The 24,495-nt window shown below is 65.7% G+C and carries 22 protein-coding genes; 7 read left to right on the forward strand and 15 right to left on the reverse strand.

Features of this window, described 5'->3' with window-relative positions; translation table 11 throughout:
- Window positions 1-61: 61 nt before the first annotated feature.
- Window positions 62-796, forward strand: a complete 735-nt coding sequence (mazG, locus tag C8J47_RS07235) for a nucleoside triphosphate pyrophosphohydrolase (RefSeq protein WP_121885079.1) — start codon at window positions 62-64, stop codon at window positions 794-796.
- Here the strand turns inward: mazG and hflX are convergent.
- The 7 genes from hflX to dusB all read right to left on the reverse strand — a co-directional run bounded on the left by hflX (window position 777) and on the right by dusB (window position 9,891).
- Complete coding sequence (hflX, locus tag C8J47_RS07240) at window positions 777-2,069, reverse strand: GTPase HflX (RefSeq protein ID WP_121885080.1); 1,293 nt, start codon at window positions 2,067-2,069, stop codon at window positions 777-779. The genes mazG and hflX overlap by 20 nt on opposite strands.
- Complete coding sequence (gene hfq / locus C8J47_RS07245) at window positions 2,066-2,632, reverse strand: RNA chaperone Hfq (protein ID WP_121885081.1); 567 nt, start codon at window positions 2,630-2,632, stop codon at window positions 2,066-2,068. The genes hflX and hfq overlap by 4 nt, the downstream gene beginning before the upstream one ends.
- A gap of 88 nt (window positions 2,633-2,720) precedes the next feature.
- Window positions 2,721-4,097, reverse strand: a complete 1,377-nt coding sequence (locus tag C8J47_RS07250) for a sigma-54 dependent transcriptional regulator (protein ID WP_056048911.1) — start codon at window positions 4,095-4,097, stop codon at window positions 2,721-2,723.
- Window positions 4,098-4,101: 4 nt separating this feature from the next.
- Window positions 4,102-6,348, reverse strand: a complete 2,247-nt coding sequence (locus C8J47_RS07255; RefSeq protein ID WP_259467422.1) for an ATP-binding protein — start codon at window positions 6,346-6,348, stop codon at window positions 4,102-4,104.
- A gap of 72 nt (window positions 6,349-6,420) precedes the next feature.
- Window positions 6,421-7,845: a nitrogen regulation protein NR(I) gene (gene ntrC, locus C8J47_RS07260; RefSeq protein ID WP_121885083.1), complete on the reverse strand. Its 1,425-nt coding sequence runs from the start codon at window positions 7,843-7,845 to the stop codon at window positions 6,421-6,423.
- Entirely contained in the window at window positions 7,842-8,885 is a 1,044-nt protein-coding gene (locus tag C8J47_RS07265; protein WP_121885388.1) for a nitrogen regulation protein NR(II), read from the reverse strand. Before C8J47_RS07265 ends, ntrC begins: the two co-directional genes overlap by 4 nt.
- A gap of 7 nt (window positions 8,886-8,892) precedes the next feature.
- Window positions 8,893-9,891, reverse strand: coding sequence for a tRNA dihydrouridine synthase DusB (gene dusB / locus C8J47_RS07270; RefSeq protein ID WP_121885084.1), 999 nt, complete (start codon window positions 9,889-9,891; stop codon window positions 8,893-8,895).
- A 91-nt stretch (window positions 9,892-9,982) separates the two neighbouring features.
- On the opposite strand from dusB, the gene C8J47_RS07275 reads away from it, so the two are divergent.
- From C8J47_RS07275 to C8J47_RS07285, 3 genes are read left to right on the forward strand one after another with little or no spacing between them, the layout of a single operon-like run.
- On the forward strand, window positions 9,983-11,131 hold the full coding sequence (locus C8J47_RS07275; protein ID WP_121885085.1) for a bifunctional 2-C-methyl-D-erythritol 4-phosphate cytidylyltransferase/2-C-methyl-D-erythritol 2,4-cyclodiphosphate synthase: 1,149 nt from the start codon (window positions 9,983-9,985) through the stop codon (window positions 11,129-11,131).
- A complete protein-coding gene (locus C8J47_RS07280; protein ID WP_121885086.1) occupies window positions 11,128-11,652 on the forward strand; it encodes a hypothetical protein in 525 nt (174 codons plus the stop codon). The genes C8J47_RS07275 and C8J47_RS07280 overlap by 4 nt, the downstream gene beginning before the upstream one ends.
- Complete coding sequence (locus C8J47_RS07285) at window positions 11,652-12,167, forward strand: CinA family protein (protein ID WP_121885087.1); 516 nt, start codon at window positions 11,652-11,654, stop codon at window positions 12,165-12,167. The genes C8J47_RS07280 and C8J47_RS07285 overlap by 1 nt, the downstream gene beginning before the upstream one ends.
- Here the strand turns inward: C8J47_RS07285 and C8J47_RS07290 are convergent.
- A complete protein-coding gene (locus tag C8J47_RS07290) occupies window positions 12,113-12,586 on the reverse strand; it encodes a type II toxin-antitoxin system RatA family toxin (RefSeq protein ID WP_121885088.1) in 474 nt (157 codons plus the stop codon). The two genes, C8J47_RS07285 and C8J47_RS07290, sit on opposite strands and share 55 nt — an antisense overlap.
- Window positions 12,586-13,512 (reverse strand): lipoyl synthase, encoded by a 927-nt coding sequence (lipA, locus tag C8J47_RS07295; protein WP_121885089.1) that lies wholly within the window; start codon window positions 13,510-13,512, stop codon window positions 12,586-12,588. The genes C8J47_RS07290 and lipA overlap by 1 nt, the downstream gene beginning before the upstream one ends.
- 174 nt (window positions 13,513-13,686) lie before the next feature.
- Between lipA and C8J47_RS07300 the strand changes: the two genes are divergently transcribed.
- A complete protein-coding gene (locus C8J47_RS07300; protein WP_121885090.1) occupies window positions 13,687-14,328 on the forward strand; it encodes a carbonic anhydrase in 642 nt (213 codons plus the stop codon).
- Window positions 14,329-14,332: 4 nt separating this feature from the next.
- Here the strand turns inward: C8J47_RS07300 and C8J47_RS07305 are convergent, their stop codons facing one another.
- The 3 genes from C8J47_RS07305 to aspS all read right to left on the reverse strand — a co-directional run bounded on the left by C8J47_RS07305 (window position 14,333) and on the right by aspS (window position 18,553).
- Entirely contained in the window at window positions 14,333-15,109 is a 777-nt protein-coding gene (locus C8J47_RS07305; RefSeq protein ID WP_121885091.1) for a polyphosphate kinase 2 family protein, read from the reverse strand.
- On the reverse strand, window positions 15,106-16,506 hold the full coding sequence (locus tag C8J47_RS07310) for an APC family permease (RefSeq protein WP_121885092.1): 1,401 nt from the start codon (window positions 16,504-16,506) through the stop codon (window positions 15,106-15,108). The genes C8J47_RS07305 and C8J47_RS07310 overlap by 4 nt, the downstream gene beginning before the upstream one ends.
- Window positions 16,507-16,729: 223 nt before the next feature.
- Entirely contained in the window at window positions 16,730-18,553 is a 1,824-nt protein-coding gene (gene aspS, locus C8J47_RS07315) for an aspartate--tRNA ligase (RefSeq protein ID WP_183129043.1), read from the reverse strand.
- Window positions 18,554-18,644: 91 nt separating this feature from the next.
- Between aspS and rnd the strand changes: the two genes are divergently transcribed.
- Together rnd and C8J47_RS07325 are read left to right on the forward strand one after the other, a co-directional pair.
- Window positions 18,645-19,820 (forward strand): ribonuclease D, encoded by a 1,176-nt coding sequence (gene rnd, locus C8J47_RS07320; protein ID WP_056048878.1) that lies wholly within the window; start codon window positions 18,645-18,647, stop codon window positions 19,818-19,820.
- Window positions 19,817-20,113, forward strand: a complete 297-nt coding sequence (locus C8J47_RS07325; RefSeq protein ID WP_121885093.1) for an I78 family peptidase inhibitor — start codon at window positions 19,817-19,819, stop codon at window positions 20,111-20,113. Before rnd ends, C8J47_RS07325 begins: the two co-directional genes overlap by 4 nt.
- Window positions 20,114-20,150: 37 nt before the next feature.
- Here C8J47_RS07325 and C8J47_RS07330 read toward each other — a convergent pair whose 3' ends face one another.
- The 3 genes from C8J47_RS07330 to C8J47_RS07340 are packed head-to-tail and all read right to left on the reverse strand — an operon-like array spanning window position 20,151 to window position 24,485.
- A complete protein-coding gene (locus C8J47_RS07330; RefSeq protein ID WP_121885094.1) occupies window positions 20,151-21,662 on the reverse strand; it encodes a Ppx/GppA family phosphatase in 1,512 nt (503 codons plus the stop codon).
- Window positions 21,659-23,824, reverse strand: coding sequence for an RNA degradosome polyphosphate kinase (locus C8J47_RS07335; protein WP_056481892.1), 2,166 nt, complete (start codon window positions 23,822-23,824; stop codon window positions 21,659-21,661). Before C8J47_RS07335 ends, C8J47_RS07330 begins: the two co-directional genes overlap by 4 nt.
- Window positions 23,825-23,840: 16 nt before the next feature.
- Window positions 23,841-24,485, reverse strand: a complete 645-nt coding sequence (locus C8J47_RS07340; protein WP_056050416.1) for an HdaA/DnaA family protein — start codon at window positions 24,483-24,485, stop codon at window positions 23,841-23,843.
- Window positions 24,486-24,495: the final 10 nt, after the last annotated feature.

Below are 24,495 nucleotides of genomic sequence, written 5' to 3' on the forward strand. Positions count from 1 at the left end.
ATAATGTATATTATCGATCCAACGTTTGCGATCGATCATATGCTGACAATGGGAGTCCCTGATGATCGAACGGCTCGTTTCTATCATGGCGCGACTGCGTCATCCGGTCGAAGGTTGCGAATGGGATCGCGTTCAGACGTGGTCGACCATCGCGCCTTACACGATCGAGGAAGCCTATGAGGTCGCGGACGCGATCGCGCGCGATGACCCGGCGGACCTCAAAGACGAACTCGGCGACCTCTTGCTCCAGGTGGTGTTCCACAGCCGTATCGCCGAGGAGTCCGGCGCGTTTACCTTGGCCGATGTCGTCGCCGCTATCGGCGACAAGATGGAGCGTCGTCACCCTCACATATTCGGCGACGCAACCTCCTCGCCAGGTTGGGAAACGATCAAGGCCGCCGAGCGCGCGGAGAAGTCCGATCACAGCGCTCTCGCCGGCGTCGCGATCGGCCTGCCCGCCCTGGCTCGCGCCGAAAAATTGCAGAAGCGTGCCGCTCGTGTCGGGTTTGACTGGCCGGATGCGGCTGGGCCTCTTGCCAAGGTTGTCGAGGAAATAGAAGAGGTTCGCGAGGCCGGCTCAGACACGGTAGAAGAGGAAGTCGGCGACCTGCTGTTTGCCGTGACCAACTGGGCACGGCATCTCGGTGTCGATCCCGAAGCTGCGCTCAGGGCCGGCAACGCCAAGTTCGAAGCACGTTTCCGGGCAATAGAGGTCGATGGCGGCGACGCGTTCGCCGCCATGACACTCGATCAGAAGGAAACGCTATGGCAGGCGGTCAAGCATCGCGGCGGCTGAACCGGTCGTAGTCGGTCTCCGACAGCCGGACATCGTAGGTCGTATCGAGCTCGTCGCTGACGCTGCCCAGCACTTCGCCGTGCGCATGGAGCCACGCCGCCCCCGCTCCGTCGCTAGCCTCGATCGTGATGCTGTAGCGTCGGTGGGCGCCGGTGAGCTTCGCCGCCACCTGCTCGATGAGATGCTGGACCCCTTCCCCGCTCAGCGCGGAGATCGCCACGACGTCGTCACGATGCGCTGCCTGCCCGGCGATCTCGTCGTGCGTATCGGCATCGAGAAGATCGAGCTTGTTCCATACTTCGAAGCGCGGCGTGTTTTCATCGACGCCGATCTCCGCGAGCACGGTCTCGACGTCGGTGCGCTGCGCCTCGGTGTCCGGATGCGCAATATCGCGAATGTGCACGAGCAGGTCCGCAGACACCACCTCTTCCAGCGTCGCCTTGAACGCCGCGACCAATTGGGTCGGCAGATCGGACACGAAGCCTACCGTGTCGGACAGGATCGCCTTGTCGATGCCCGGAAGCTGGATTTGCCGTAGCGTCGGGTCGAGCGTTGCGAACAACAGGTCCTCCGCCATGACATCGGCGCCGGTCAGCCTGTTGAACAGCGTCGACTTGCCAGCATTGGTATAGCCCACCAGTGCAATCACCGGCCAGGGCGCGCGCTGACGGCGTTCGCGGTGCAGGCCACGCGTGCGACTGACCTGCTCCAGCTCGCGCTTGAGCCGGGCCATGCGGTCGCGGATCAGGCGACGATCCGCTTCGATCTGCGTCTCGCCTGGCCCACCGAGGAAGCCGAAGCCACCCCGCTGGCGCTCGAGATGCGTCCAACTGCGGACCAGACGCCCTGCCTGATAATCGAGATGCGCGAGTTCGACCTGCAACCGGCCTTCGGCGGTCGCCGCGCGCTCGCCGAAGATCTCGAGGATCAGTCCGGTCCGGTCGATGACCTTGGTTTCGAGCGCTTTTTCCAGATTGCGCTGCTGGATCGGAGTAAGGCTCGCATCGAACACGACGAGCCCCGCCTCCTCCATGCGCACCTGCGTGGCGAGCAGTTCGACCTGCCCGCTACCGATCAGCGTCGCAGGTTTAGGCTGGCGCACACGATAGGCGATCCGCTCGACGACCTCGACGCCGATCGCCCCGGCAAGCCCGGCGGTCTCCTCCAGACGCGCATCGACATCACGCGACGCGTTACCCTGGTCGGGTAGCACGACGATCGCCCGCGTACCGCGGGTGAACTCGTCCCGATCGCGTTCGAACCCGCTACTCAATCGTCACCGTCCGCGTCATCTTCGTCATCCGTGTCGGTCGGCTCTTCGGCGAGGTTCAGCGGGCGCGCCGGCTGGATCGTCGACACCGCATGCTTGTACACGAGCTGCGCCATGCCCTCGCGCTGGAGCAGCATGCAGAACAGGTCGAACCCGGCGATCTGGCCCTGCAGCATGACGCCGTTGATCAGGAACATCGTCACGCTGTCTTCGGATTTCCGCACGGCGTTGAGGAAGATATCTTGCAACAACGGGTGCTTCTTCTGGTTTTCCCCCACCGCGTCGACGATTGCCGACACGTCCATGGGGCCAGCTGGCATGATCGTCGAGATCGCATGCTTGTAGATCAGCTGCGACTGGCCGTCGCGGCGGAGCAGCACGGAAAAATTATCGAACCACGTGACGATGCCCTGGAGCTTCACGCCCTTGACGAGGAACATGGTGACCGGCGTCTTGGAGCGCCGGAGTGCGTTCAGAAACAGATCCTGAAGCGAGCCTGGTTTTTCGGCCAATGGGATAACCCTTTGTTTTTGGCGGGACTTTGCCCGCGAGGCGCTGTTTCCCAGCGTCGGAGATGCACCCGGTTACCGGGCGCCTTGTGTGATCTATGATCGATGCGGCCATAGTTCCAGAGGGCGGCGAAATTACGGAGCTCTATTCGTCGCGTGTTTCGGTGATCCCGAGCAGTTTCAGTTTCCGGTGCAAGGCCGATCGCTCCATGCCGATGAAGCTCGCCGTGCGCGAGATGTTGCCCGAAAACCGCCGGATCTGGACGCGCAGATATTCGCGCTCGAACGTCTCGCGCGCTTCCCGCAGCGGCGAGCCCATGATCGCGGTCGATCCCGCCGACCCGATATCCCCCTGATCGCCGAGCACTTCCGCAGGCAGCAGGTCGAGATCGATCCGGCCGATCCGATCGCCCGGCGCGAGGATGATCGTGCGCTCGACGACGTTGCGAAGCTGGCGGACGTTGCCGGGCCAGTCGTACGACTGCAACGCGACCATCGCGTCCGGCGCGATTTCCGGCGTCGGAACGCGGCGCTCGGAGGCGTAATGCGCGATGAAATGCTGGACGAGCGCCGGGATATCTTCGCGGCGATCGGACAGCGGTGGTATCGTAACGGGCACGACGTTCAGCCGGTAATAGAGGTCTTCGCGGAAACGCCCCTCGGCGATCTCGAACACGAGGTCGCGCGCCGTGGCCGATACGACGCGGACGTCGACCTTCACCACCCGCGTGCCGCCGACCCGCGTGAAAGCCTGATCGGTGAGCGCCCGCAAGATACGCGCCTGGGTCGCAATCGGCATGTCGGCGATCTCATCGAGGAACAGCGTGCCGCCATGCGCCTGCTCGAACAGCCCTGGACGGACCAGATCGCCCGCTTCCTCGACGCCGAACAGTTCCTCGTCCATCCGCTCCGGCGTCATTCGCGCAGCGCTGACGATGATGAACGGCGCGTCGGTGCGCAGACTCCAGCCATGTAGCAGCCGCGCCGCGACTTCCTTGCCGACGCCGGCCGCCCCCATGATCAGCACACGGCTACCGGTCGATGCGACCCGCTTCAACGTCGCGCGAACCCCGTTGATCGAGCCCGAATTGCCGGTCAGATCAGTCTCGCGGCCGACCGTCGCACGCAGCGATGCCACTTCGCGGCGGAGGCGTTCGGTCTCGGTCGCGCGCGCGACCATAATGAGCAGGCGTTCCGCCTCGAACGGTTTTTCGATGAAGTCGGAGGCGCCGCGGCGGATGGCGGCGACAGCGGTGTCTAGATTGCCGTGACCCGAGATGACGAGGACCGGGATCGACGGGTCGCGACGCTTGATCTCGTCGAGCAGTTCGAGCCCGTCTAGCCGCGAGCCTTGCAGCCATACGTCGAGCAGCACGAGCGACGGACGACGCGCGGCGATCGCCTCCAGCGCGGAGTCGCTGTCGCCAGCGTCGCGCGTTTCATAGCCTTCGTCCTCGAGGACCCCTGCCACGAGTTCGCGAATGTCACGTTCGTCGTCCACGACGAGAATATCGAGCGCCATCAAATCATATCCGGTTGCGGGTCATCGTGGCGAGCTGGCCCTCCCCTGCCAACTCGGGTGCCGATGCCCCTTGGTCGAGCGCGTCCAGCGCCTTGGCGTCGAAGGTCATGGTGACGATTGTACCGCCACCGGGCTGATCGGAAAAGCCGATCGTACCACAATGCTCCTCGATGATCTTCTTGACGATGGCAAGCCCGAGCCCCGTCCCCCGGGCCCGCGTCGTCACATAGGGTTCCATGATCCGGTCGCGATCCGGCGGCAGGCCGATGCCGGTATCCGCCACCGCGATGCTGACGCTGCGGCCCGGATCCTGGCTGAGCGACATCGTCACAGAGCCACCGGATTCGCCACGCGCTTCAACGGCTTCCACCGCGTTCTTGACGATGTTGGTGAGCGCCTGACCGATCTGACGGCGGTCGCAGACCAGCGCCAGGCCCGGGTCGTCGTTGACCAGGTGGAAGCCGATCGCGGGATGCGCCACCTCATGCAGAAACAGAGCCTGGCGCGCGGCATCGACCAGGGATTCCTCGCGGAACACGGGCTTGGGCATGCGCGCGAACGACGAAAACTCGTCGACCATCCGGCGGAGATCGCCGACCTGGCGGATGATCGTATCGGTCAGTCGCGAGAACGTGCCGTCCTGCATCTCGGCCTTGGCACCGTAGCGACGCTGGAGGCGCTCGGCGGCAAGCTGTATCGGCGTCAGCGGGTTCTTGATCTCGTGCGCGATCCGTCGCGCCACATCGGACCATGCCGCGCGACGCTGGTCTAGCAGCTGTTGCGTGATGTCGTCGAACGTGAGGATCGGGCCGGTGGTCGGTCGCGCGATCCGCACGGCAAGCGTCCGCATGTCGCCCGCCGGGCCGACTTCGACGATCGCCTCGCGGTCGCCGCTGTCGAGCATCGCATCGAGTTCCGGTGCGACATCGACCAGTCGGCGGCCGACCAGACTGTCCGTACCGACGACCGTCGCCAGCAACCCTGTGGCGGAATCGTTCGCGATGGTGATCGTCCGGTCGCGGCTCGTCGCGACGACGCCGGCGGAGACGCCCGCCATCACTGCCTCGATCAACGCGCGGCGGTTCTCCAACTGACCGTTTGCGGTGACGAGTTCGGTATTCTGTTCTTCCAGCCGCCCCGTCATCTGGTTGAAGGCGTTGGCCAGCGTGCCGACTTCGTCGCGACTGCGCGGGTCCGGCACGCGTGCGGTCAAATCGCCCTCGGCGACTCGCCGCGCCGCATCGACTAGCTCGCCGACCGGTCGCACCAGGCGATCCGCCACCGCCAGCGCGATCCAGACCGCCACGCCGACGATCAGCAGCGAAATCAGCAGCAGCGCGGCGTTGAACCGCAATTGCAAGCTGCGGGCCCGTGCGAGCAACGATCGATAACTCGTCAGGACCTCGTTCGCGCGCGTGGTCTGCTCGGACAGCGATTTCGTATCTTCGACGCGGCCCGCATAGAGGAACAGCTCGTCGGACCCGGGCAGCATCGTGATCGTCTGGATGCGATCGCCGGTGACCGCGACGACCGCGCTCTTGCCCGATCGCAGTTCGGCGATCGCCGAGGGGGTGACCCGACGCGTGAAGTCGATCTCGTACGGATTAACGATCGCCAGCGTCTGGATTCCGCGCTGCGGCGACAGCTTGAACAACGCGGCTTCCGAGAGACTCCGATAATAGACCTGCTGGAGGAACCAGCCGGAGAAGTCGGGGCTTTGGAGCGAGCGCTCGCGGAGATAGGCGGACATGTCGCTCGCCATCGTCACGGTCGCTTCCTGCCAGCGGTTGAGCTGGCGGGCGTAGGACGACTGGGCGAGGCCGGTCGCGTTCTCGAGCATCCCGCGTGCCTGATCGGAATACCAGAATTGCACGCCGTACTGGAACAGCAGCGACGCGAAGATCGTGACGAGTAGCATTGGCACCGCGGCGACGATCGAGAACAGGGCGACGAGCCGGACGTGGAGACGCCCCCCGCCGCCGACGGGCGACCGCGCGGCGCGGCGCATCGCGACACGGCGTCCCAGTAACATCAGGAGCGCGATGCCGGGGACGAGATTCGCGACCAGCAGCAACGCGACGAGTGGTGGCGCGAGGAGACGCTGCGGCGCGTCCGTCCCGGTGATCGTGAAGTAGCTCGCGACGCCGATCGCGACCGCCACGGCCACGACCAGCCCCTCGATCGCGGGCGTCACGGCAAACCGGGTCGGAAGCCCGTCTTCATCCATAGGTAGCGCCGCGGAAGCGATCATCGATGCCCCGATACAACGTCAACCGTTGCCTTTAAACCACATAATGACTGGAAGATTGCCGTTTCGGTGCAATCAGGCGACCGATTCACCGCCGAGATCGATCCCCAGCGTGTCGAGCCGCTTGCGGAGCGTGTTCCGATTGATCCCCAGCGCGCGGGCCGCGCGGAGCTGATTCTGGCCGTGGCGCGCGAGCATCACCTCGATCAGCGGCCGTTCGACTTCACCGATCACGCGGTCGTACAGGGTGCCATCGTCAAGCGCAGCGGGATCCTGGCGTGCGATCCGCTCGATCATCGCGCGGACCGCCTGCGCGATGTCGATATCGGGCGCCTCGCTCGCATCGACCTGCGTGCCGAGCATGGTCCGGATCGCCTCGGCGTCGATCACCTCGTCGCGCACGAGAACCGCGAGCCGGCGCATGAGGTTCTCGAGCTCGCGAACGTTGCCGGGCCAGGCATGCGCACCGAGCGCGGTGATCGCGTCGGTGGCAAGCTGACGACGCGGCAATCCCTGGATCGCGGCGTGATCGAGGAAGTGGCGCGCGAGCAAGGCAATATCCTGGCGGCGTTCGCGTAGCGCGGGCAGCGCGATCGGCACGACGTTGAGGCGGTAGAACAGGTCTTCGCGGAACTGGCCGGTCGCGACCTGCGCGGACAAGTCGCGATTGGTCGCGGCGACGATGCGGACGTCGACGCGGATCGTCCGAGCACCGCCGACGCTGGTGAACTCGCCCGACTGAAGCACGCGGAGCAGGCGGGTCTGCGCCTCCATCGGCATGTCGCCGATCTCGTCGAGGAACAACGTGCCGCCCGACGCCTGTTCGAACCGACCAGCATTGCGCGTCGCCGCGCCGGTGAAGGCGCCGCGTTCGTGTCCGAACAGTTCGGCCTCGATGAGTTCGCGCGGGATCGCCGCCATGTTGATCGCGACGAACGGGGCTGCGCTACGGGGGCCCAGATCATGGATCGCGCGTGCCACGAGTTCCTTACCGGTGCCTGATTCGCCCGAGATCAGCACGGTCAGGTCGTTCGAGACGACGCGCGCGATGATCCGGTACACGTCCTGCATCGCTGCCGAGCGACCGATGAGCGGGAGCGCGCGGTCCTCGTCGTGGAGCGCGTCCTCCGACACCATACCGCCGCGAGCGAGCGCGCCCGTCACGGCGCTGGTCAGGACGTCGAGGTCGAACGGCTTGGGGAGGTATTCGTACGCGCCGACCTCGGCCGCGCGGACCGCGGTGGTCAGCGTGTTCTGTGCGGAGAGGACAATGATCGGCAGCAGCGGGAAGCGCGCGGCGACGCTGCGGACGTGATCGATGCCGTCGCCGTCGGGGAGGATGACGTCGGTGATGAGGACATCGGGCAGAGACGCGGCGAGCGCGCGTTCGAGTTGCGCCAGGCTGTCGGCGACGGTGACGTCGTGGCCTGCGCGACGGAGGGCCTGCGCGACGACGGTGCGGATCGCGGCGTCGTCATCGACGACCAGGACGGTGCTCATGATGCCGCTCTGGGGAGCAACAGGCGGAGGACAGTCATTTCCGGCGTACCTTCCCGGGCGTATTGGACGATGCCGCCCATGTCTCGGGTGAGCTTGTCGACGAGCGCGAGACCAAGCCCCTGCCCTTCGCGACGACCCGACACGAACGGATCGAACAGGTGATCGGCGATGTCGGCGGGCGCGCCCGGGCCGTTATCGAAGATGCAGATCTCGATTGGCAGCGGCACGCGCGGCTTGCCCGGCGCGGCGCTGACGGTGATGCCGTGACGGTAAGCGGTCGTCATCACCAGCCGCGGTTCGCGTTCGTTTCTAACGGCTTCGCGCGCGTTCTTGAGCAGGTTTATGACGATCTGAAGCAGGGCGTCGCGGTTGATCTGCGCCGGCGGAAGCGAGGGATCGAAGCGTTCCTCGATCGCGATGCCGCGCGCAAACCCTGCTAGCGCGAGCCGGCGTGCGTGGCCGAGCAGCGGATAGATGTTCTCGCTGGCGAGCGGCAGCGGTCGCGTGTCGCTGAAGTCCTGCATGCGGTCGATCAACGCGGCGATGCGGTCGACCTCGGTGACGATCAGCGTGGTGAGTTCGCCCGCGCCGAGCAACTGCGCGGCACCGCGGATGCCCGATAGCGGGTTCTTGATCTCGTGGGCGAGCATCGCGGCCGCACCGACCGCCGCTCTCGCCCCGGCAGCACGATCTGCTGAATGCCCCAGTCGCCGAGACGTCGCCGCGGCGTGGAGCGTGATAGCTCGCCAGCCGGGATAGTCGGCGATCTGCGTCTCGGCGAAATCGACGCGGATCTTCACGCCGCGTGCGGTCGATATCTCGGTGTCGTAGACCGCCAGGCCGTGACCGTCGCGGTTACGCGGATCGTCGGGCGGCGGGATGATCGCATCGAGCGGTTGGCCGATCATCAACCGCTCGGAGAGGTTCAGCAATTGCTCGGCGAGCGCATTGGCGTGCGCGACACGGTGGTCGGGATCGACGACGACGACCGCGACCGGGAGCGCGGCGAACAGCTCCGCAAAGCCTGGCCGCCCCCGCAATTGCGTATCAGGCCGCTGCAAGTTCGCGCCAGGGAGCGTAGAACTCGGCCAGCATCGCCTTAACCTGTTTCGGGTCCGGCACCTGGTTCACCTTGTTGCGGAACTCGGCCGAACCGGGCAGCCCCTTGGTGTACCAGCCGATATGTTTCCGCGCCATGTTGACGCCGGTCTCGATCCCGTAATGCTCGAGCATCGCCTCGTAATGGCCTGCGATCGCGTCATATTGCTCGGTGATCGACGGGTCTTCGATGCGGCGGCCGGTGGCGAACCACTCCATCACCTGGCCGAGCACCCACGGGCGACCGTAGCTGCCGCGGCCGATCATCAGGCCGTCCGCGCCCGACTGGTCCATCGCCGCTTCGGCGTCCTCGATGGTGCAGATGTCGCCGTTGACGATCACCGGCACGCTGACCGCGTCCTTGACCTTGCGGACGAAGCCCCAGTCGGCGCTGCCCTTGTACATCTGGTTGCGCGTGCGGCCGTGGACGGTGATCAGCTTGATGCCGAGGTCTTCCGCGATGCGGGCGAGATCGGGCGCGTTGAGGCTGTCATGGCACCAGCCCATCCGCATCTTCAGCGTCACGGGCACGTCGACGGCCTTGACCGTCGCCTCGATGATCGCGCTGGCGAGCTTGGTGTCGCGCATCAGCGCCGAGCCCGCATCGCCGTTGACGACTTTCCGCACGGGGCAGCCCATGTTGATGTCAATGATCGCCGCGCCGCGATCCTGGCTGAGCTTGGCGGCCTCGCCCATCTCGTAAGGTGTGCAGCCGATCAGCTGCATCGATACCGGCTCCTCGAGCCGATCCCATGCCGCCTTCTGCAACGACTGGCGCGTCTCGCGGATCGCCGCCTGGCTGGCGACCATCTCGGTGACGTTGAGGCCCGAGCCATAGCGTCGCACCAGCGTGCGGAACGGCATGTCGGTGACGCCGGTCATCGGCGCGAGCACGACGGGGCTTTCGATCCGGACGGGACCGATCTGGATAGGGGCAAGGTTGCGCATGGATGTGCCTGAAAAAGAGGCATCCCCCTACCCTACCCCGCCAATTCAGGCAAGGCTGGCGAGCGCACGGACGACGCGCTAGGTGGCAGGCATGGCATCAGCACAGCGTATCGTCGCGATCATCGTCGCCGCCGGAACTGGCGCGCGCGCGGGTGGATCGGTTCCCAAGCAGTTCGCGCCGATCGCCGGTCGGCCGATGATCGGCTATTCCTATGGGGCGTTCGCGACGCATCCGGCGATCGCCGAGACGATTGTCGTCGTCGCCGAGGGCCAGCAGGCCTCCGTGATCGCAGCGTTGGGGGACGCGGCGATCGTGGTTGGCGGTGCGACGCGGCGCGAGTCGGTTACCAACGGCCTAGCGGCGGTCGGCGATGCGACGCACGTATTGATCCACGACGCCGCCCGCCCCTTCCTGTCGCATGCGGTCATCGATTCGCTCGTTGCCGCCTTGAAGACACGCGACGCGGCCGTTCCGGTGCTGCCGGTGACCGATACGCTTGCCCGTGGCAGCGTCCTGCTCGGCGACATCGTGCCACGCGCGGACCTCAACCGAGTGCAGACTCCCCAGGCGTTCGCCGTGGAGGCACTGCGCGCCGCGCATGCCGTTTGGCCGGTGGACGAAGAGGCGACCGACGACGCGCAGATGGTGCGACGGCTTGGCGTCGGCGTCGCGTTGGTGCAGGGCTCGGCGATGCTCGAGAAAGTCACGCACCCAGAAGATTTCGCGGCCGCCGAAGCGCGCGTCGCCTACGAAACCCGCACCGCGATGGGGTTCGACGTCCACCGCCTCGAAACCGGCGAGGAGCTCTGGCTCGGTGGCATCCTGATCCCGCACGACAAGGGCCTGTCGGGGCATAGCGACGCCGACGTCGCGCTCCACGCGCTGACCGACGCGTTGCTCGGGACGATAGCGGCGGGCGATATCGGCACGCATTTCCCGCCGAGCGACCCGCAGTGGAAGGGCGCCGACTCCGCGCAGTTCCTCCAGCACGCCGCCAAGCTGATCGCCGACAAGCGTGGCCGGATCGATTTCGTCGACCTGACGATCATGTGCGAGGCGCCGAAGATCGGCCCGCATCGTGCATCGATGACCGCACGGATCGCCGACCTGCTCGGGCTCACGCTCGACCGGGTCAGCGTCAAGGCGACCACGACCGAACGACTTGGCTTCACCGGGCGCGGCGAAGGCATTGCTGCGCAGGCCGTTGCGACCATTCGGTTGCCCGGATCACCGCTTTGAAGATCGCTGCCGCGTTTGCCGCGATCGCGCTCCTTGCCAGCCCGGCGGTAGCGCAACAGCGCTGCATCACCGGGCCCGAGGCCGAATCACTGACGCTCGTCGCGATGCCTGACATCCTCCGCGAAACCGGGCGCGTTTGCGCGGCCCAGCTTCCTGCTGCCAGTCTGATCCGGTCGCAGTCGAGTGCGCTGATCGACCGGTATCAGGTCGAGTCCGACCGGGCTTGGCCCGCGGCGCGCGCGGCGATCGTCAAGCTCAGCGATCCCGCCGTTGACGCGCTGCTCGATTCGGAGTTTGCACGCCCGCTGCTGACGACGTTGCTGGTGCCGCAGATCGTCGGGCGGATCGCGACGCGCGATTGCGGGACGATCGACCGGATGGTGACGCTGCTCCAGCCCTTGCCACCGCGTAACACCGCGGGCATCGTCGTCGAGACGTTGCGGTACCTCAAATCCCAGAAGTCGCGCAGCGGTGATATTGCCGCGGTGGCGATGCTGCTCTGCCCGGTGGAGACTCGCTGATGGATACGATCCTTCCCGCCGAACTGGTCGACGCCGCGCGCAAAGTGGTCGAGCAGAACCGCGAGATCGGCCGCAGGGTCGCGGTCGCCGAGAGCTGCACCGGCGGGCTGGTCGCGGCTGCACTGACCGAGATCCCCGGCTCGTCAGACGTGTTCGAGGTCGGCTTCGTTACCTATTCTAACGCCGCTAAGCTCGGCGTGCTGAAGATCAGTTCCGACGTGCTCGAAACGTTCGGCGCGGTCTCGATCGCGGTCGCCTGGAGCATGGCGCAGGCCGCGCTCAAGCAATCCGGTGCCGACATCGCTGTGGCGATAACCGGCGTGGCGGGCCCCGGTGGCGGATCGCTCAAGAAGCCAGTCGGCACCGTCGTGTTCGGTCGCGCCGAGAAGGGTCGCGACCCGTCCGACGTTCACGCCGACCGCAAGGACTTTGGCGATCTCGGTCGCGGCGGTATCCGACTTCAGGCCGCGTTGTGCGCACTCGAACTCTTGTTGCCGGACGCTTCCGCACCGTAGAGTTCAGCAGCACGCGTTTCGAACGCGCCGATCATCTTCCGCAGTGCAGCGCCGAACACCTGCCCGGCGATCATCTCGAACATCCGGTTCTTGAACGCGAAGTCGACGGTGAAGTCGACTGCGCAGCCCTGCGGCTCGGGACGGAAATGCCACTCGTTGCGCAGATACTTGAGCGGGCCATCGACATAATCGACGTTGAGTTCGCTCGGCCGGAGCTTCTGCACGCGCGACGTGAACGTCTCGCGCAGGCCTTTGAAGCCGACGATCATGTCGGCGAGCGTCTCCGTATCGCTGTTCGAGCGCACCCGCATCGCGCTGACCCAGGGCAGGAATTCGGCATAGCGACCGACATCGGCGACCAAGTCGAACATCTGCTCAGGCGTGTAGGGCAAATGGCGCGTTTCCGAATGCTTCGGCATCAGATGCGCGCGACGCCCAGCTTGATGTCACGGTTCGCGCGCAACCGCTCGAAGTCGTCACCCGCGTGATAGCTCGACCGCGTCAGCGGCGACGATGCGACCAGCAGGAAGCCCTTCGCGCGGGCGATCGAGGCATAGGCGTCGAACGCCTTAGGCGGCACGAACTCGGCGACCTTAGCATGGCGCGGCGTGGGCTGGAGATACTGGCCCATCGTCAGGAAATCGACGTCGGCGCAGCGCATGTCGTCCATCACCTGATGGATCTCCAAACGCTCCTCGCCGAGCCCGAGCATCACGCCGGACTTGGTGAAGATCGACGGGTCGTGGCGCTTCACGCTTTCCAGCAGCCGCAGCGATGCATAGTAGCGCGCACCCGGGCGGATCGTCGGATACAGCCGCGGCACCGTCTCGAGATTATGATTGTAGACATCGGGACGCGCCTCGACGATCGACTCGATCGCCGCTTGCGCCTTGTTGCGGAAATCGGGCGTGAGGATCTCGATCGTCGTCGTCGGGTTCGACGCACGGATCGCCTGGATCACCTTCACGAACTGCGACGCACCGCCATCGGGGAGGTCATCACGATCGACCGAGGTGATGACGATGTGGTTGAGCCCCATCTGCGCGGCCGCGTCGGCGACGTTCTGCGGCTCCATGCGATCCACTGCGCGCGGCATGCCGGTCTTGACGTTGCAGAACGCGCACGCCCGCGTGCAGGTGTCGCCGAGGATCATGACCGTCGCATGCTTCTTCGACCAGCATTCGCCGATATTCGGGCACGCCGCCTCTTCGCACACCGTCGTGAGGCTTTTGGACCGCATGAGCTCACGCGTTTTCGCGAAGCCAGCGGAGGTCGGCGCCTTGACGCGGATCCAGTCGGGCTTGCGCGCACGGACCGGTGCAACCATCGGGGTCATGTCGTTCATGCACGCCAGATAGCCCCGCCCTGCCGCTGAGACAATGGTGGCGGGCCATGTCGGCGGGTTGGAACCATCGGACGAACCGGATAAAATCATGGAACCAGTTCCAACATGACAGGTTTGTCATGTTGCATCGCAAACTGATATGGAAGGCTAACCGTGCCAACTCACTTTCCGGAAATGATCGAAGGCTATCACCGCTTCAAGGACGGCCCCTGGGAAGCGCAGCGCGAGCGCTGGAAGGAACTGAAGGACGGCCAGAGCCCCAAGGTGATGATCATCGCCTGCTCCGACAGCCGCGTCGAACCCGCGCAGATTTTCGATACGCTGCCCGGCGAGGTGTTCGTCGTCCGCAACGTCGCCAATCTGGTCCCGCCCTACGAGACCGGTGGCGGCCATCACGGCGTGTCGGCGGCCATCGAGTTCGCCGTTACGCAGCTGAAGGTCGAAGAGATCGTCGTGATGGGCCATGAGAAGTGCGGCGGCTGCAAGGCCGCGCTGACGCAGGCCTTTGCCGACGCGGACCATGGCGCTGGCGGCTTCGTGTCTGACTGGGTGAGCTTGCTCGACGGCGCGCGCGAGAAGGTCATCGCCAAGTATGGCGACAGCGACCAGGCGGGCCGTGAGATGGAACTCGAGTCCGTTCGAACCTCGATCGCCAATCTGCGCACCTTCCCGTTCGTCAGAAGGGCCGAGGCCGCCGGCACGCTGGCGCTCCGCGGTGCCTATTTCGGCATCGACAAGGGCCAGATGCTGCTGCTCAACGCGGACGACGAGTTCATCCAGGCCGATGCACCAGAGGCCAAATCCGCGAAAGCCTAACGCGTCAGCGAAGGCCTAACGCCTTCTCCGCCACGCGCTTGACCTTCGGGTCGAGCGGTGGCGGCACCATCGAAACCCCCGCTTCGAGGCGGTCCGCGATTAGCGTCAGCGCGGCGATTCGGGCCGCCTTCTTGTCGTTTCCGTCGATCACCGTCCAGGGCGCGGTCGCGGTATCAGTGCGCGCGAACATCTCGGCCATCGCCTCCAGATACTCCTCGCGGCGCGACCGGTTGTGGAAATCGTCGAGCCCGGTCTTCCAGTGCTTCCACGGATCGTCGAGCCGCGCCTTCAATCGCCGATCCTGCTCCTTCTGCGTGGTGTGGATGAACAGCTTGATGAGGGTAGTACCGCTCTCGACCTGCTGCGCCTCGAACGCGTTGATCTCGTCATAGCCGTGGCGCCATTCGGTCTCGCTGGCGAACTGCTCGACGCGCTCGACCAGGACGCGACCGTACCAGCTACGGTCGAAGATCGCGATGTTGCCATCGGCCGGTAGTCGGTTCCAGAACCGCCAGAGGAAATGGTGCGCCTTCTCGTCCGTGGTCGGCGCCGAGATCGGCCAGACCTTGTAGTTGCGCGGGTCCCATTCGGCGGAGAGACGCTGGATGATGCCGCCCTTCCCCGCCGCGTCCCAACCCTCGAACATCAAGATCGCGCTCTTGCCCGCGACGATGTGCGCGACCTGGATGTGCTCGAGCCGCTTTTGCAGCGCGGCGAGGTCATGCTTGTACTTGCCATCGTACTCGTCGCCGGCTTCGTGGTCGGCCAGGTGTATCGTCATGCATCACGCTCCGTCGCAAGGGTCGGGATCTGAACGTTCCAGGCGCCGCGACGACGCAGGACGAACCAATAATAGGCGATCGACAGCAGGATCTGCGCGGCCGTCATGATCAGGCCGGGGCGCCCCTCCTCGAGATCGAGCCAGCTCGTCCAGCATACATAGCCGAGCGCGAGCAGTGTTACGACCGGAGCGAGTGGGTAGAGCGGCATCTGGTAGGGTGCGTGAGCGGTCTTGCCGGTGCGCCTGCCGACCATCGCCGCGACGCAGATGCCCGCGTAGATCGCGACGAGGCCGGTGCCGCTGAGCACCAGCAGCAACTGGAGCGGCAGGAAGCACGCGACGATCCCGAAGCCGCCGACCAGCAGCGTGCCGACCCAGGGGGAGCCGAATTTCGGGTGGACCTGCGTCATCCACCGATCGAGCGGACGCCCCCAGCTCCCGTCGCGCGCGGTGCCGTAGAAGAAGCGCGCGCAGGCGAGGATGCAGGCGATCACCGCGTTGACGATCGCGACGACGACGCCGATCGAGATCCAGTTCGCCGTCGTGGTGCCGCTGCGGAGGGTGACGAGAAGGCCGAACGGGTCGTTGGCGGTGAGCGTGGCGTGAAGGTCCGGTGCGCCGACGAGGACGGCGACGATCGGGATGCCTTCGAACAGCAGCGTCAGCGCGAGCGACGCCATGATCGCGCGCGCGATCAGCCGGGGGGCGTCGAGCATCTCCTCGCCGAAGTAGACCGCGGCACCGTAGCCGTTGAGCGCGAAGATCGCGATCGAGGTGGCGAGGCCGATCGAGGCGGCGGATGCGGGGACGAGATTGGCTCCTTGCGGCATTACCGGGTGGAGGAGCAGGTCGCCGATCGGGCGGACGATATCGGCGAACCCGAGCCAGACGACCGCGACGATCGCCAGCATCTCGACCAGCAGGAAGAGCCCGGTGAGCCAGGCGTTCACCTTGATCTGGAGGATCGCGACCAACGTCGACCCTGCGACCACGGCGATCGCGATGGGGATCTGCGGCAGGCCGGGGACGAACGTGCCGAGCACCGCGCTGACGCCCAGCCCTGCGACCGGCGGGAAGAGCAGGTTGTTGAAGACGTTGACGCCGAGCATGACGAACCCCGCCATCGGCCCGAGCGTATGCGCGACCGCGACATACTCACCGCCTGCGACCGGCCAGGCGGAGGAGAGTTCGGCATAGACGAACGCGGTCGCGACGCAGACGAAACCGGCGATCAGCGTTGCCCAGACTGCGCCGGTGCCGGCGACCTGGAGCATGCCGGGGACGATGACGAACACCGACGATGCCGGGGTCGCGACTGAGAGGGTGAGGAACAGGACGCCCGTGACGCCGAGGCTGCGGACGAGGCTTGGCGCCGGTGTCATCTGATCGTCGCGCATGCCAACCCCTTATCGCGCAGGGTATTTGCATGGTTAACTGGGTGGGGAAAGCGGTAGAGTGTATAACGTCTTTCCCTCGCCCCTCCGGGGAGAGGGAGGGGCCCGGCCGCGTTTGCGGGTGGGAGGGTGAGGGGAAGTTGGCGCGCACCAACCTCCCCTCACCCTCCCGTCGCCAAGCGGCTCCTCCTTCCCTCTCCCCGTAGGGGCGAGGGAAAGGGAGAAGTCACCCTCCGTTCGGCGAGACCATTTTCGTCGCGTCCTTCGGACCATCGACCGTCAGGCGGATGTTGAGTTCCTTCAGCTGCTTGGCGCTGACCGGGCTCGGCGCGCCCATCATCAGGTCCTCGGCCTTCTGGTTCATCGGGAACAGCACGACCTCGCGGATGTTCGGCTCGCCCGCGAGCAGCATCACCATCCGGTCGATACCCGGTGCCGAGCCGCCATGCGGCGGTGCGCCGACCTTGAACGCGTTGATCATGCCGGCGAAGTTCGTGTCGACGTCGGCCTGCGTATAACCGGCGATCTCGAACGCCTTGTACATGATCTCCGGCCGATGGTTCCGGATCGCGCCCGACGACAGCTCGACGCCGTTGCAGACGATATCGTACTGATATGCGAGGATATCGAGGGGGTCCTTGGTCTCGAGCGCGTCCATCTCGCCCTGCGGCATCGAGAACGGGTTGTGGCTGAAATCGACCTTCTTCGCGTCCTCGTCATATTCGAACATCGGGAAGTCGACGATCCAGCAGAACTCGAACCGGTTCTCGTCGATCAGGCCGAGGTCTGCACCGATCCGCGCCCGCGCTGCGCCAGCGAGCTTCGACGCGGGCAGCTCCTTGCCGGCGGCGAAGAAGATACCGTCGTTCGGGCCAAGGCCCATCTCGGCGATCAGCTTCCGCGTGGCTTCCTCGCCGTGGTTCTTGGCGATCGGGCCGCCGAGCTCACCGTTCTTCTGCGTGATGTAGCCGAGACCGGCATGCCCCTCGGCGCGCGCCCAGTCGTTCATGTCGGTGAAGAATTTGCGGCTCTTATCGGCGGTGTTCGGCGCCGGGATCGCGCGAACCACGTCACCGCCGGCGACGATGCCGGCAAACAGGCCGAAGCCCGAATCGACGAAATGATGGCCGACGTCGTGGATTAGGATCGGGTTACGCAGGTCGGGCTTGTCACTGCCGTACTTCAACATCGATTCGCGGTAGGGGATGCGCTTGAACGGCAAGGCAGAGACCTGACGACCCTTGCCCTGCCAGTCGGCGAACTCCTCGAACACGCCGTGCAGCACGGGCTCGATCGCATTGAACACGTCGTCCTGCGTGACGAAACTCATCTCGAAATCGAGCTGGTAGAATTCGCCGGGCGAACGATCGGCGCGTGCGTCCTCGTCGCGGAAGCACGGTGCGATCTGGAAATAGCGGTCGAAGCCCGCGACCATCAGCAGCTGCTTGAACATTTGCGGCGCCTGCGGGAGCGCGTAGAACTTGCCCGGATGGACGCGGCTCGGCACCAGGTAATCGCGCGCGCCTTCGGGCGACGATGCGGTCAGGATCGGCGTCTGGAATTCGGTGAACCCCTGCGAGTTCATGCGGTTGCGCAGCGACGTGATCACCTGGCTGCGGAGCATGATGTTCGCGTGCAGCCGCTCGCGACGCAGGTCGAGATAGCGATAGCGCAGGCGGATGTCCTCGGGATACTCGGCCTCGCCCGCGACCGGCATCGGCAGCTCGCCGGCCATCGACTGGACGGTCGCGGCGGTCGCGCGGATCTCGATCCCGCCGGTCGGCAGGTTCGGGTTCACGGCCTCCGGCGCACGTGCGGTCACCTTGCCGGTGATCGTGACGACGCTCTCGCTCTTGAGACCTTCGATGACCTTGAAGACCGGGCCGCTGACGTCGGTGACGATCTGCGTGATGCCGTAGTGATCGCGCAGATCGATGAAGACGAGGTCGCCGTGATCGCGCTTCTTGTGAACCCAGCCGGAGACGCGGACCTCTTCGCCGACCTGTTCGGGGCGGAGGGCGGCGCAGTTGTGGGTGCGATAGGCGTGCATGATGGGTCTTCTCGGACGATAAACAGGTGGTCCGCGCTTCCCTTCATCACCCGCCTTTGTCAACCTCGGCGACCCTCGCTATGGAAACCTCATGCATATCCACCCGCTTATCTCCGACAGTGCCACGCTCGCCAATCTGTGCGCGCGCATGGCCGACGCCGACTATGTGTGCGTCGACACCGAATTCATGCGCGAGAGCACCTATTATCCTGAGCTTTGCCTGATCCAGATCGCCGACGACAAGGAAGCCGCCGCGATCGATCCGATGGCACCGGGGATCGACCTCAAGCCCCTGCTCGACCTGCTGGTCGAGAATCACGACGTGCTGAAGGTCGTTCATGCCGGCGGGCAGGACATCGAAATCGTCTACAACCTCACCGGCAAGACCCCCTTCCCGCTGTTCGACACACAGGTCGCGGCGATGGCGCTCGGCCAGGGCGAGCAGATCGGCTATTCGAACCTGGTCGACAGCTGGCTCGGGATCGCGGTCGACAAGGGTGCGCGGTTCACCGACTGGGCGCGCCGTCCTCTGGATGCGCGGCAGATCGAATATGCGATCGGCGACGTTACGCATCTTTCGAAGATCTTCCCGAAGATGCTGGAGCGGTTGCGCAAGACCGGGCGCGGCGTGTGGCTCGATCAGGAGATGGAGCGGCTTGGCGACACCGCCAATTATGCGAACGATCCTGATCTGGCGTGGAAGCGGGTGCGGATCTCGGGGCGTAAGCCTGATGTGCTGGGGCGGCTGAAGGCGCTGGCGCGGTGGCGTGAACTGGAGGCGCAGGCGAAGGATCTGCCGCGCGGGCGGATCGTCAAGGACGAGACGCTAGGCGACATGGCCGGGCATCCGCCGAAGAAGCAGGCGGACTTGGCGCGGGTGCGTGGGCTTTCGGCGACCTGGGCTGGTAACGACATCGGTGGTCGCTTGATGGCGGCGATCGAGGGAGCACAACCGCTTGGCGACGACGAATTGCCGCCGCGCGACGATCGCAAGCCCGGGCTTGGCAAGGAGGGTTCGCTGGTGGCGGATCTGCTCAAGCTGCTGCTGAAGATTCGGTCGCGAGACATTGATGTCGCGTCGAAATTGCTAGCGCGCACCGATGAACTCGAAGCGCTGGCGGCGGGTGTGCGGACCGGGCTACCGATGCTCGAAGGCTGGCGGTTCGATCAGTTCGGCCGCGATGCACTGGATCTGGTCGAGGGGCGACTGGCGTTTGCAGTGATCGGCGGGAAGCTGAAGATGACCCGTACGGAGGATGCCGCATGAGGATCGTTCTGGCTGCGGCACTGCTTGCCTCGGCGGCGTGCACGCCGGTCGAGATGCGCGGCGAGACGCCTTCCGCTTCGCCGGTTGCTGCGGCGTGCAATCCAGCGTCGCTCGGCGATCTCGTGGGCAAGCGCGCTAGCGATGCTCGGGCGGACGTCATGCAGACCCGGTCGGGTGCGCGCACGCTCCGCTGGATCGCGCCGAATACCGCGGTGACGATGGATTTCCGCGCCGATCGCCTGAACGTCTATGTGGACGCCAAGGGCCGGATCGAACGCTTTACTTGCGCCTAAACTCGCTCGCTTAAATCCTCCCCCTGCGGGGGAGGATTTAAGCAAGAGCCAGTAAAGGTTTGCGTCCCAGGGCGGCGGCTAGCGCTGCGTGGCGACGCTCTACTGCCTCGCCGTATAGGCCTCGATCGTCCGGACGCAGCGTCAGCGTGAGCGATACGCCGTCGTCGGCGAGACGCGAGCGCTTCAATGGCCCGGCTAGGCCCCCGCTCATCCTCTGGCCTAGCCTCATCGCCATGCCCCAGACCGTAGCACTCTTCAGCGCGGCCGGGGTCGCCAGCCGCCCTACGGGGTCTGCCGCCGCCAGATCGCCGCCTAGGCTCGTGTAGAGCGCCTGCGCCAGCATCCCGCGACCCGGTGCGTCGATCGCGACCCAGTTGCCGTGCAACGCGACCTCGACGCCGCGTTCGGCGCGGAACTCGGGGTTGGCGCGCCAGCCTACGTCAGCAAGGAGGCATGCCGTGTGGCGGATACGGGCCATTGCGGGCGGCTCGGTGGTGAACAGCGGTGCTATCCAGCGGTCGAGGAGATCACCGTGCTCGGGGAAGCGGCCGAGCAGGCGACCCTCTTCGCGTGCTGCGACGATCAGCGGATCGAGCGTTCGGTCTGCGGGCTTCAGGTCTTCGTAGAGAAGGCCTTCGCGCAGGCCATAGGCGGATACGATCGTCGTCCGGCTGCCAAGCTGGCGCATCAGTACGCCGAGCAATGCCGCGGCGTCGGCGAGCGTTGCCGTGCGGCCCGACGACAGCCCCGGAATTGCTTTCAGGCGCGGCTTGGAAAGCTGCGGGATGGTCCGGCTGAGCCGGGTGATCGTCGCCGCGGTCATCGAATATTGGTGGATGATCGGCAACGGATAGTCCGACAGCTCCATGTCGAGCCGTGCCAGCGCGCGCCACGATCCGCCGACCAGATAGAGTGGAAGCCCCTGCCCCTTCGCAGTCCAACCGGCTTCGCGCACGAGGCGTGCCACGTAGCGGGCTAGCACCTTGCCGCGCTTGGCCCGGATCGGGCCGATGCGGAGAACGCCGAGCGGGAACGAGACGCGGTCCTCGATCTTGCCGCGGCGGACGCGGACGAGTTCGAGACTGCCGCCGCCGAGATCGCCAACGATGCCATCCGCCTCGGGGATCGCGGAGAGGACACCATAGCCTGCCGCGCTGGCTTCCTGTTCGCCCGACAGCGTCTCGACGGTCAGGCCGAGTTGTTCAGCCGCGGCAATGAGTTCGCCGCCGTTCTTTGCATCGCGTACCGCCGCCGTCGCGACCGTGCGGAGTGTCGAGCATTCCATTTCCTTTGCCACCGCCGCGAACCGCGCCAGCGCGACGCGTGCCGTCTTCAGCGCCGACTTCTCGATCGCGCCAGTCGCGGCGAGGCCACGACCGAGCCCCGCCAATACCTTCTCGTTGAACCGGATCGCAGGCAGGCGTGGCGGGCCTTGGTAAACAACCAGACGGATCGAGTTCGAGCCGATGTCGATGATCCCGGTGCGCGGGTGATCGTCGGTCTCGGCCTTGGGTGGGGAATTGCCGAACAGGATATTGGTGACGCTCATCGTTTTCGGCGGAGCGACAGCGTCGGCACGGCATTGCTGGTCGCGAGCGAAGCGCCGCGACCGGAGAGCGAAGGATTCGTCATGAAATACCGATGCAGGTTGAACGGGCGGTCGCCGGGATCGACGCGACTGTATTCGCCGTCGGGGCCTAGCTCCCAACTCTGTTCGTTGTCGATCAGGTTCGCGACCATCACCTGATCGAGGATCTGGTCGTGGACGGTCGGGTTGAGGATCGGCAGCATGTATTCGACGCGGCGATCGAAGTTGCGCGGCATCCAGTCGGCCGAAGAGATGAACAGCTTCGCACCGTCATTGGGGAGCGCCTTGCCGTTGCCGAATGCCCAGATCCGGCTGTGCTCGAGGAACCGCCCGATCACCGATTTCACGCGGATCGTCTCGGACAGGCCGGGAACGCCGGGGCGCAGGCAGCAGATGCCGCGGATGATGAGGTCGATCTCCACCCCTGCCCCGCTCGCCTCGTACAGCTTCTCGATCACCGCGGGGTCGACCAGCGAGTTCATCTTCGCCCAGACGCCCGCGGGCTTGCCGGCGCGCGCGTTGGCGATCTCGACGTCGATCAGGTTCATCAGGTTCTGGCGGAGGTCACGCGGGCTCAGGCTGACGCGCGCCATGTCGGTCGGTTCGACGTAGCCGGTGATGTAGTTGAACATCTGCGCTGCATCGCGCCCGACCGCGGCGTCGGCCGTGAAGAAGCTGAGGTCGGTGTAGATCTTCGCGGTGACCGGGTGGTAATTGCCCGTGCCGAAATGGCAGTAGGTGCGGAACGCCTGACCCTCGCGGCGGACGACCAGCGAGACCTTCGCGTGCGTCTTCCAGTCGATGAAGCCGTAGACGACCTGCACGCCCGCGCGCTCCAGCGCGGAGGCCCAGACCATGTTCTGCTCTTCGTCGAACCGTGCCTTCAGCTCGACGACCGCGGTGACGGACTTGCCCGCCTCGGCCGCGGTGATCAGCGCGTTGATGACCGCAGGCTGTTTACCGGCGCGGTAAAGCGTTTGCTTGATCGCCACCACATCCGGGTCGTTCGCCGCCTGTTTCAGGAAGGCGAGTACCACCTCGAACGTCTCGTACGGGTGGTGGACGACGATGTCCTTTGCCTTGATCGCCGCGAAGCAGTCGCCGCCAAATTCGCGGATCCGCTCGGGGAAGCGCGGCGTGAACGGCGGGAACTTCAGGTCGGGGCGATCCTCGTCGACCAGCCCGTCGAGATCGACGATGCCAAGCAGGTTGCCGCTCTCGGTGATGATCGCATCCGCACCGCCCAGCTCGTCCTTGAGGACAGCGGCGAGGACGTCTGGGATACCGGTTTCGAGTTCCAGACGGATCACGCGGCCGCGGCGGCGGCGCTTGATCGCGTTGGCGAAGTAGCGGACGAGGTCCTCGGCTTCCTCCTCGATCTCCATGTCGCTGTCGCGCAGGACGCGGAAGCTGGCAGCGGCGAGGACTTCGTAGCCGGGGAACAAGACCGGCGCGAACCGCTTCAGGATCGATTCGATCGAAATATAGCGTGCGGGCTCGCCGGGCAGGCGGACGAAGCGCGTCATCGTGTGCGGGAGCATGACCAGCTCGCGGACCGGCTCGTTATCCGAACGCCGGACGAGGTCGAAGATTACCGACAGCCCGCGGTTCGGGATGAACGGGAACGGATGCGCAGGGTCGAGCGCCTGCGGGGTCAGAATCGGGAAGATCTGATCGCGGAAATGCGTTTCCAGCCACTCGTCGGCCTCGCCCTCGACCGCCTCGCGGCGCAGGACGAACAGTCCGGCCTCGTCGAGCAAGACGCGCAGGTCGCCCCACACCGCCTGCTGGCTCGCCATCAGTTCGTCGGCCTCGCGGACGATCGCGGTCAGCTGCTGGCCTGCGGTGAGCCCGTCCGCCGAGCGTCGATCAACGTCCTGCGTCTGCTGCCCCTTCAAGCCGGCCACGCGGACCATGAAGAACTCGTCTAGGTTGGAGCCCGAGATCGACAGGAAGCGAAGCCGCTCGAGCAGTGGGTGCGCGGGGTTACACGCCTCCTCCAGCACGCGGCGGTTGAACGCCAGCCAGGACAGCTCGCGGTTGAAAAACCGGTCGTTCGGCTCTGCGCCGATGGGATCGTCGTCGTCTTCCGATTGGCGGACGATATGGGCTGGACGGTTCATCGGGCCTCTTGGGAGCTTATGGTGGCGTGAAGAGCGGGAGGTCGAGAGCGAGTTGCGGCCGGAGGATCAACCCGGCCTCGGTGAGTGTGGTTCGTGCAAGAGGAATGGACAAGCGCTTGCGACGTTCCATCGCCTCCTGATCGAGCGCATCGACGGTTCGCGTTACGGTAATATGACTGCGCTCGATTCTGGTCGCGAGCCAGTCGATCAGGTCGGGCCGCGCATCGAGGCTGCGGCGCTCGAACAGGTGCGCCAGCAACAGCCGCATGAGTTCGTCGTCGGGCGCGCCGATCGCGGCGATCGGGCTGGCGGCGAGGCGCGAGCGGAGATCGGGGAGCTTCACCTTCCATTCGGGTGGCGCGGCATCGGCGACGATCAGCAGCGGCCGGTGCTCCTCCTGCGCGCGGTTCCAGGCGTGGAACAGCTGCGCCTCCGGCACGCGCTCGGCATCGTCGATGATCGTCCCTCCGCTCTTGGCCGCGAAGATCCGCGCGAGCAGGCTGCGGCCCGATTTGCGCGGGCCGGTGAGGATGGCGGTCATGACGGGCCAAGTGGCCGTATGCTCCAGCGTATGGACGGCGCGCGAGTTGGAGGGGGTAACGAGGAAGGCGTCGTCGCGAGGGTCCGCCGGCCACCCGAGTGGCAGCGCAATTTGAGTCATCTTGGTCGCG

This window comes from Sphingomonas sp. PP-F2F-G114-C0414 (assembly GCF_003688595.1).
Taxonomy (GTDB): Bacteria; Pseudomonadota; Alphaproteobacteria; order Sphingomonadales; family Sphingomonadaceae; genus Sphingomonas.

What these genes read in the sequence shown, in the direction of transcription:
- mazG (WP_121885079.1), top strand. Translation starts at nt 62, where the DNA reads ATGATCGAACGGCTCGTTTCTATCATGGCGCGACTGCGTCATCCGGTC.
- C8J47_RS07250 (WP_056048911.1), bottom strand. Translation starts at nt 4,097, where the DNA reads ATGGCGCTCGATATTCTCGTCGTGGACGACGAACGTGACATTCGCGAA.
- C8J47_RS07255 (WP_259467422.1), bottom strand. Translation starts at nt 6,348, where the DNA reads ATGATCGCTTCCGCGGCGCTACCTATGGATGAAGACGGGCTTCCGACC.
- ntrC (WP_121885083.1), bottom strand. Translation starts at nt 7,845, where the DNA reads ATGAGCACCGTCCTGGTCGTCGATGACGACGCCGCGATCCGCACCGTC.
- dusB (WP_121885084.1), bottom strand. Translation starts at nt 9,891, where the DNA reads ATGCGCAACCTTGCCCCTATCCAGATCGGTCCCGTCCGGATCGAAAGC.
- C8J47_RS07275 (WP_121885085.1), top strand. Translation starts at nt 9,983, where the DNA reads ATGGCATCAGCACAGCGTATCGTCGCGATCATCGTCGCCGCCGGAACT.
- C8J47_RS07285 (WP_121885087.1), top strand. Translation starts at nt 11,652, where the DNA reads ATGGATACGATCCTTCCCGCCGAACTGGTCGACGCCGCGCGCAAAGTG.
- C8J47_RS07290 (WP_121885088.1), bottom strand. Translation starts at nt 12,586, where the DNA reads ATGCCGAAGCATTCGGAAACGCGCCATTTGCCCTACACGCCTGAGCAG.
- lipA (WP_121885089.1), bottom strand. Translation starts at nt 13,512, where the DNA reads ATGAACGACATGACCCCGATGGTTGCACCGGTCCGTGCGCGCAAGCCC.
- C8J47_RS07300 (WP_121885090.1), top strand. Translation starts at nt 13,687, where the DNA reads ATGATCGAAGGCTATCACCGCTTCAAGGACGGCCCCTGGGAAGCGCAG.
- C8J47_RS07305 (WP_121885091.1), bottom strand. Translation starts at nt 15,109, where the DNA reads ATGACGATACACCTGGCCGACCACGAAGCCGGCGACGAGTACGATGGC.
- C8J47_RS07310 (WP_121885092.1), bottom strand. Translation starts at nt 16,506, where the DNA reads ATGCGCGACGATCAGATGACACCGGCGCCAAGCCTCGTCCGCAGCCTC.
- aspS (WP_183129043.1), bottom strand. Translation starts at nt 18,553, where the DNA reads ATGCACGCCTATCGCACCCACAACTGCGCCGCCCTCCGCCCCGAACAG.
- rnd (WP_056048878.1), top strand. Translation starts at nt 18,645, where the DNA reads ATGCATATCCACCCGCTTATCTCCGACAGTGCCACGCTCGCCAATCTG.
- C8J47_RS07325 (WP_121885093.1), top strand. Translation starts at nt 19,817, where the DNA reads ATGAGGATCGTTCTGGCTGCGGCACTGCTTGCCTCGGCGGCGTGCACG.
- C8J47_RS07330 (WP_121885094.1), bottom strand. Translation starts at nt 21,662, where the DNA reads ATGAGCGTCACCAATATCCTGTTCGGCAATTCCCCACCCAAGGCCGAG.
- C8J47_RS07335 (WP_056481892.1), bottom strand. Translation starts at nt 23,824, where the DNA reads ATGAACCGTCCAGCCCATATCGTCCGCCAATCGGAAGACGACGACGAT.
- C8J47_RS07340 (WP_056050416.1), bottom strand. Translation starts at nt 24,485, where the DNA reads ATGACTCAAATTGCGCTGCCACTCGGGTGGCCGGCGGACCCTCGCGAC.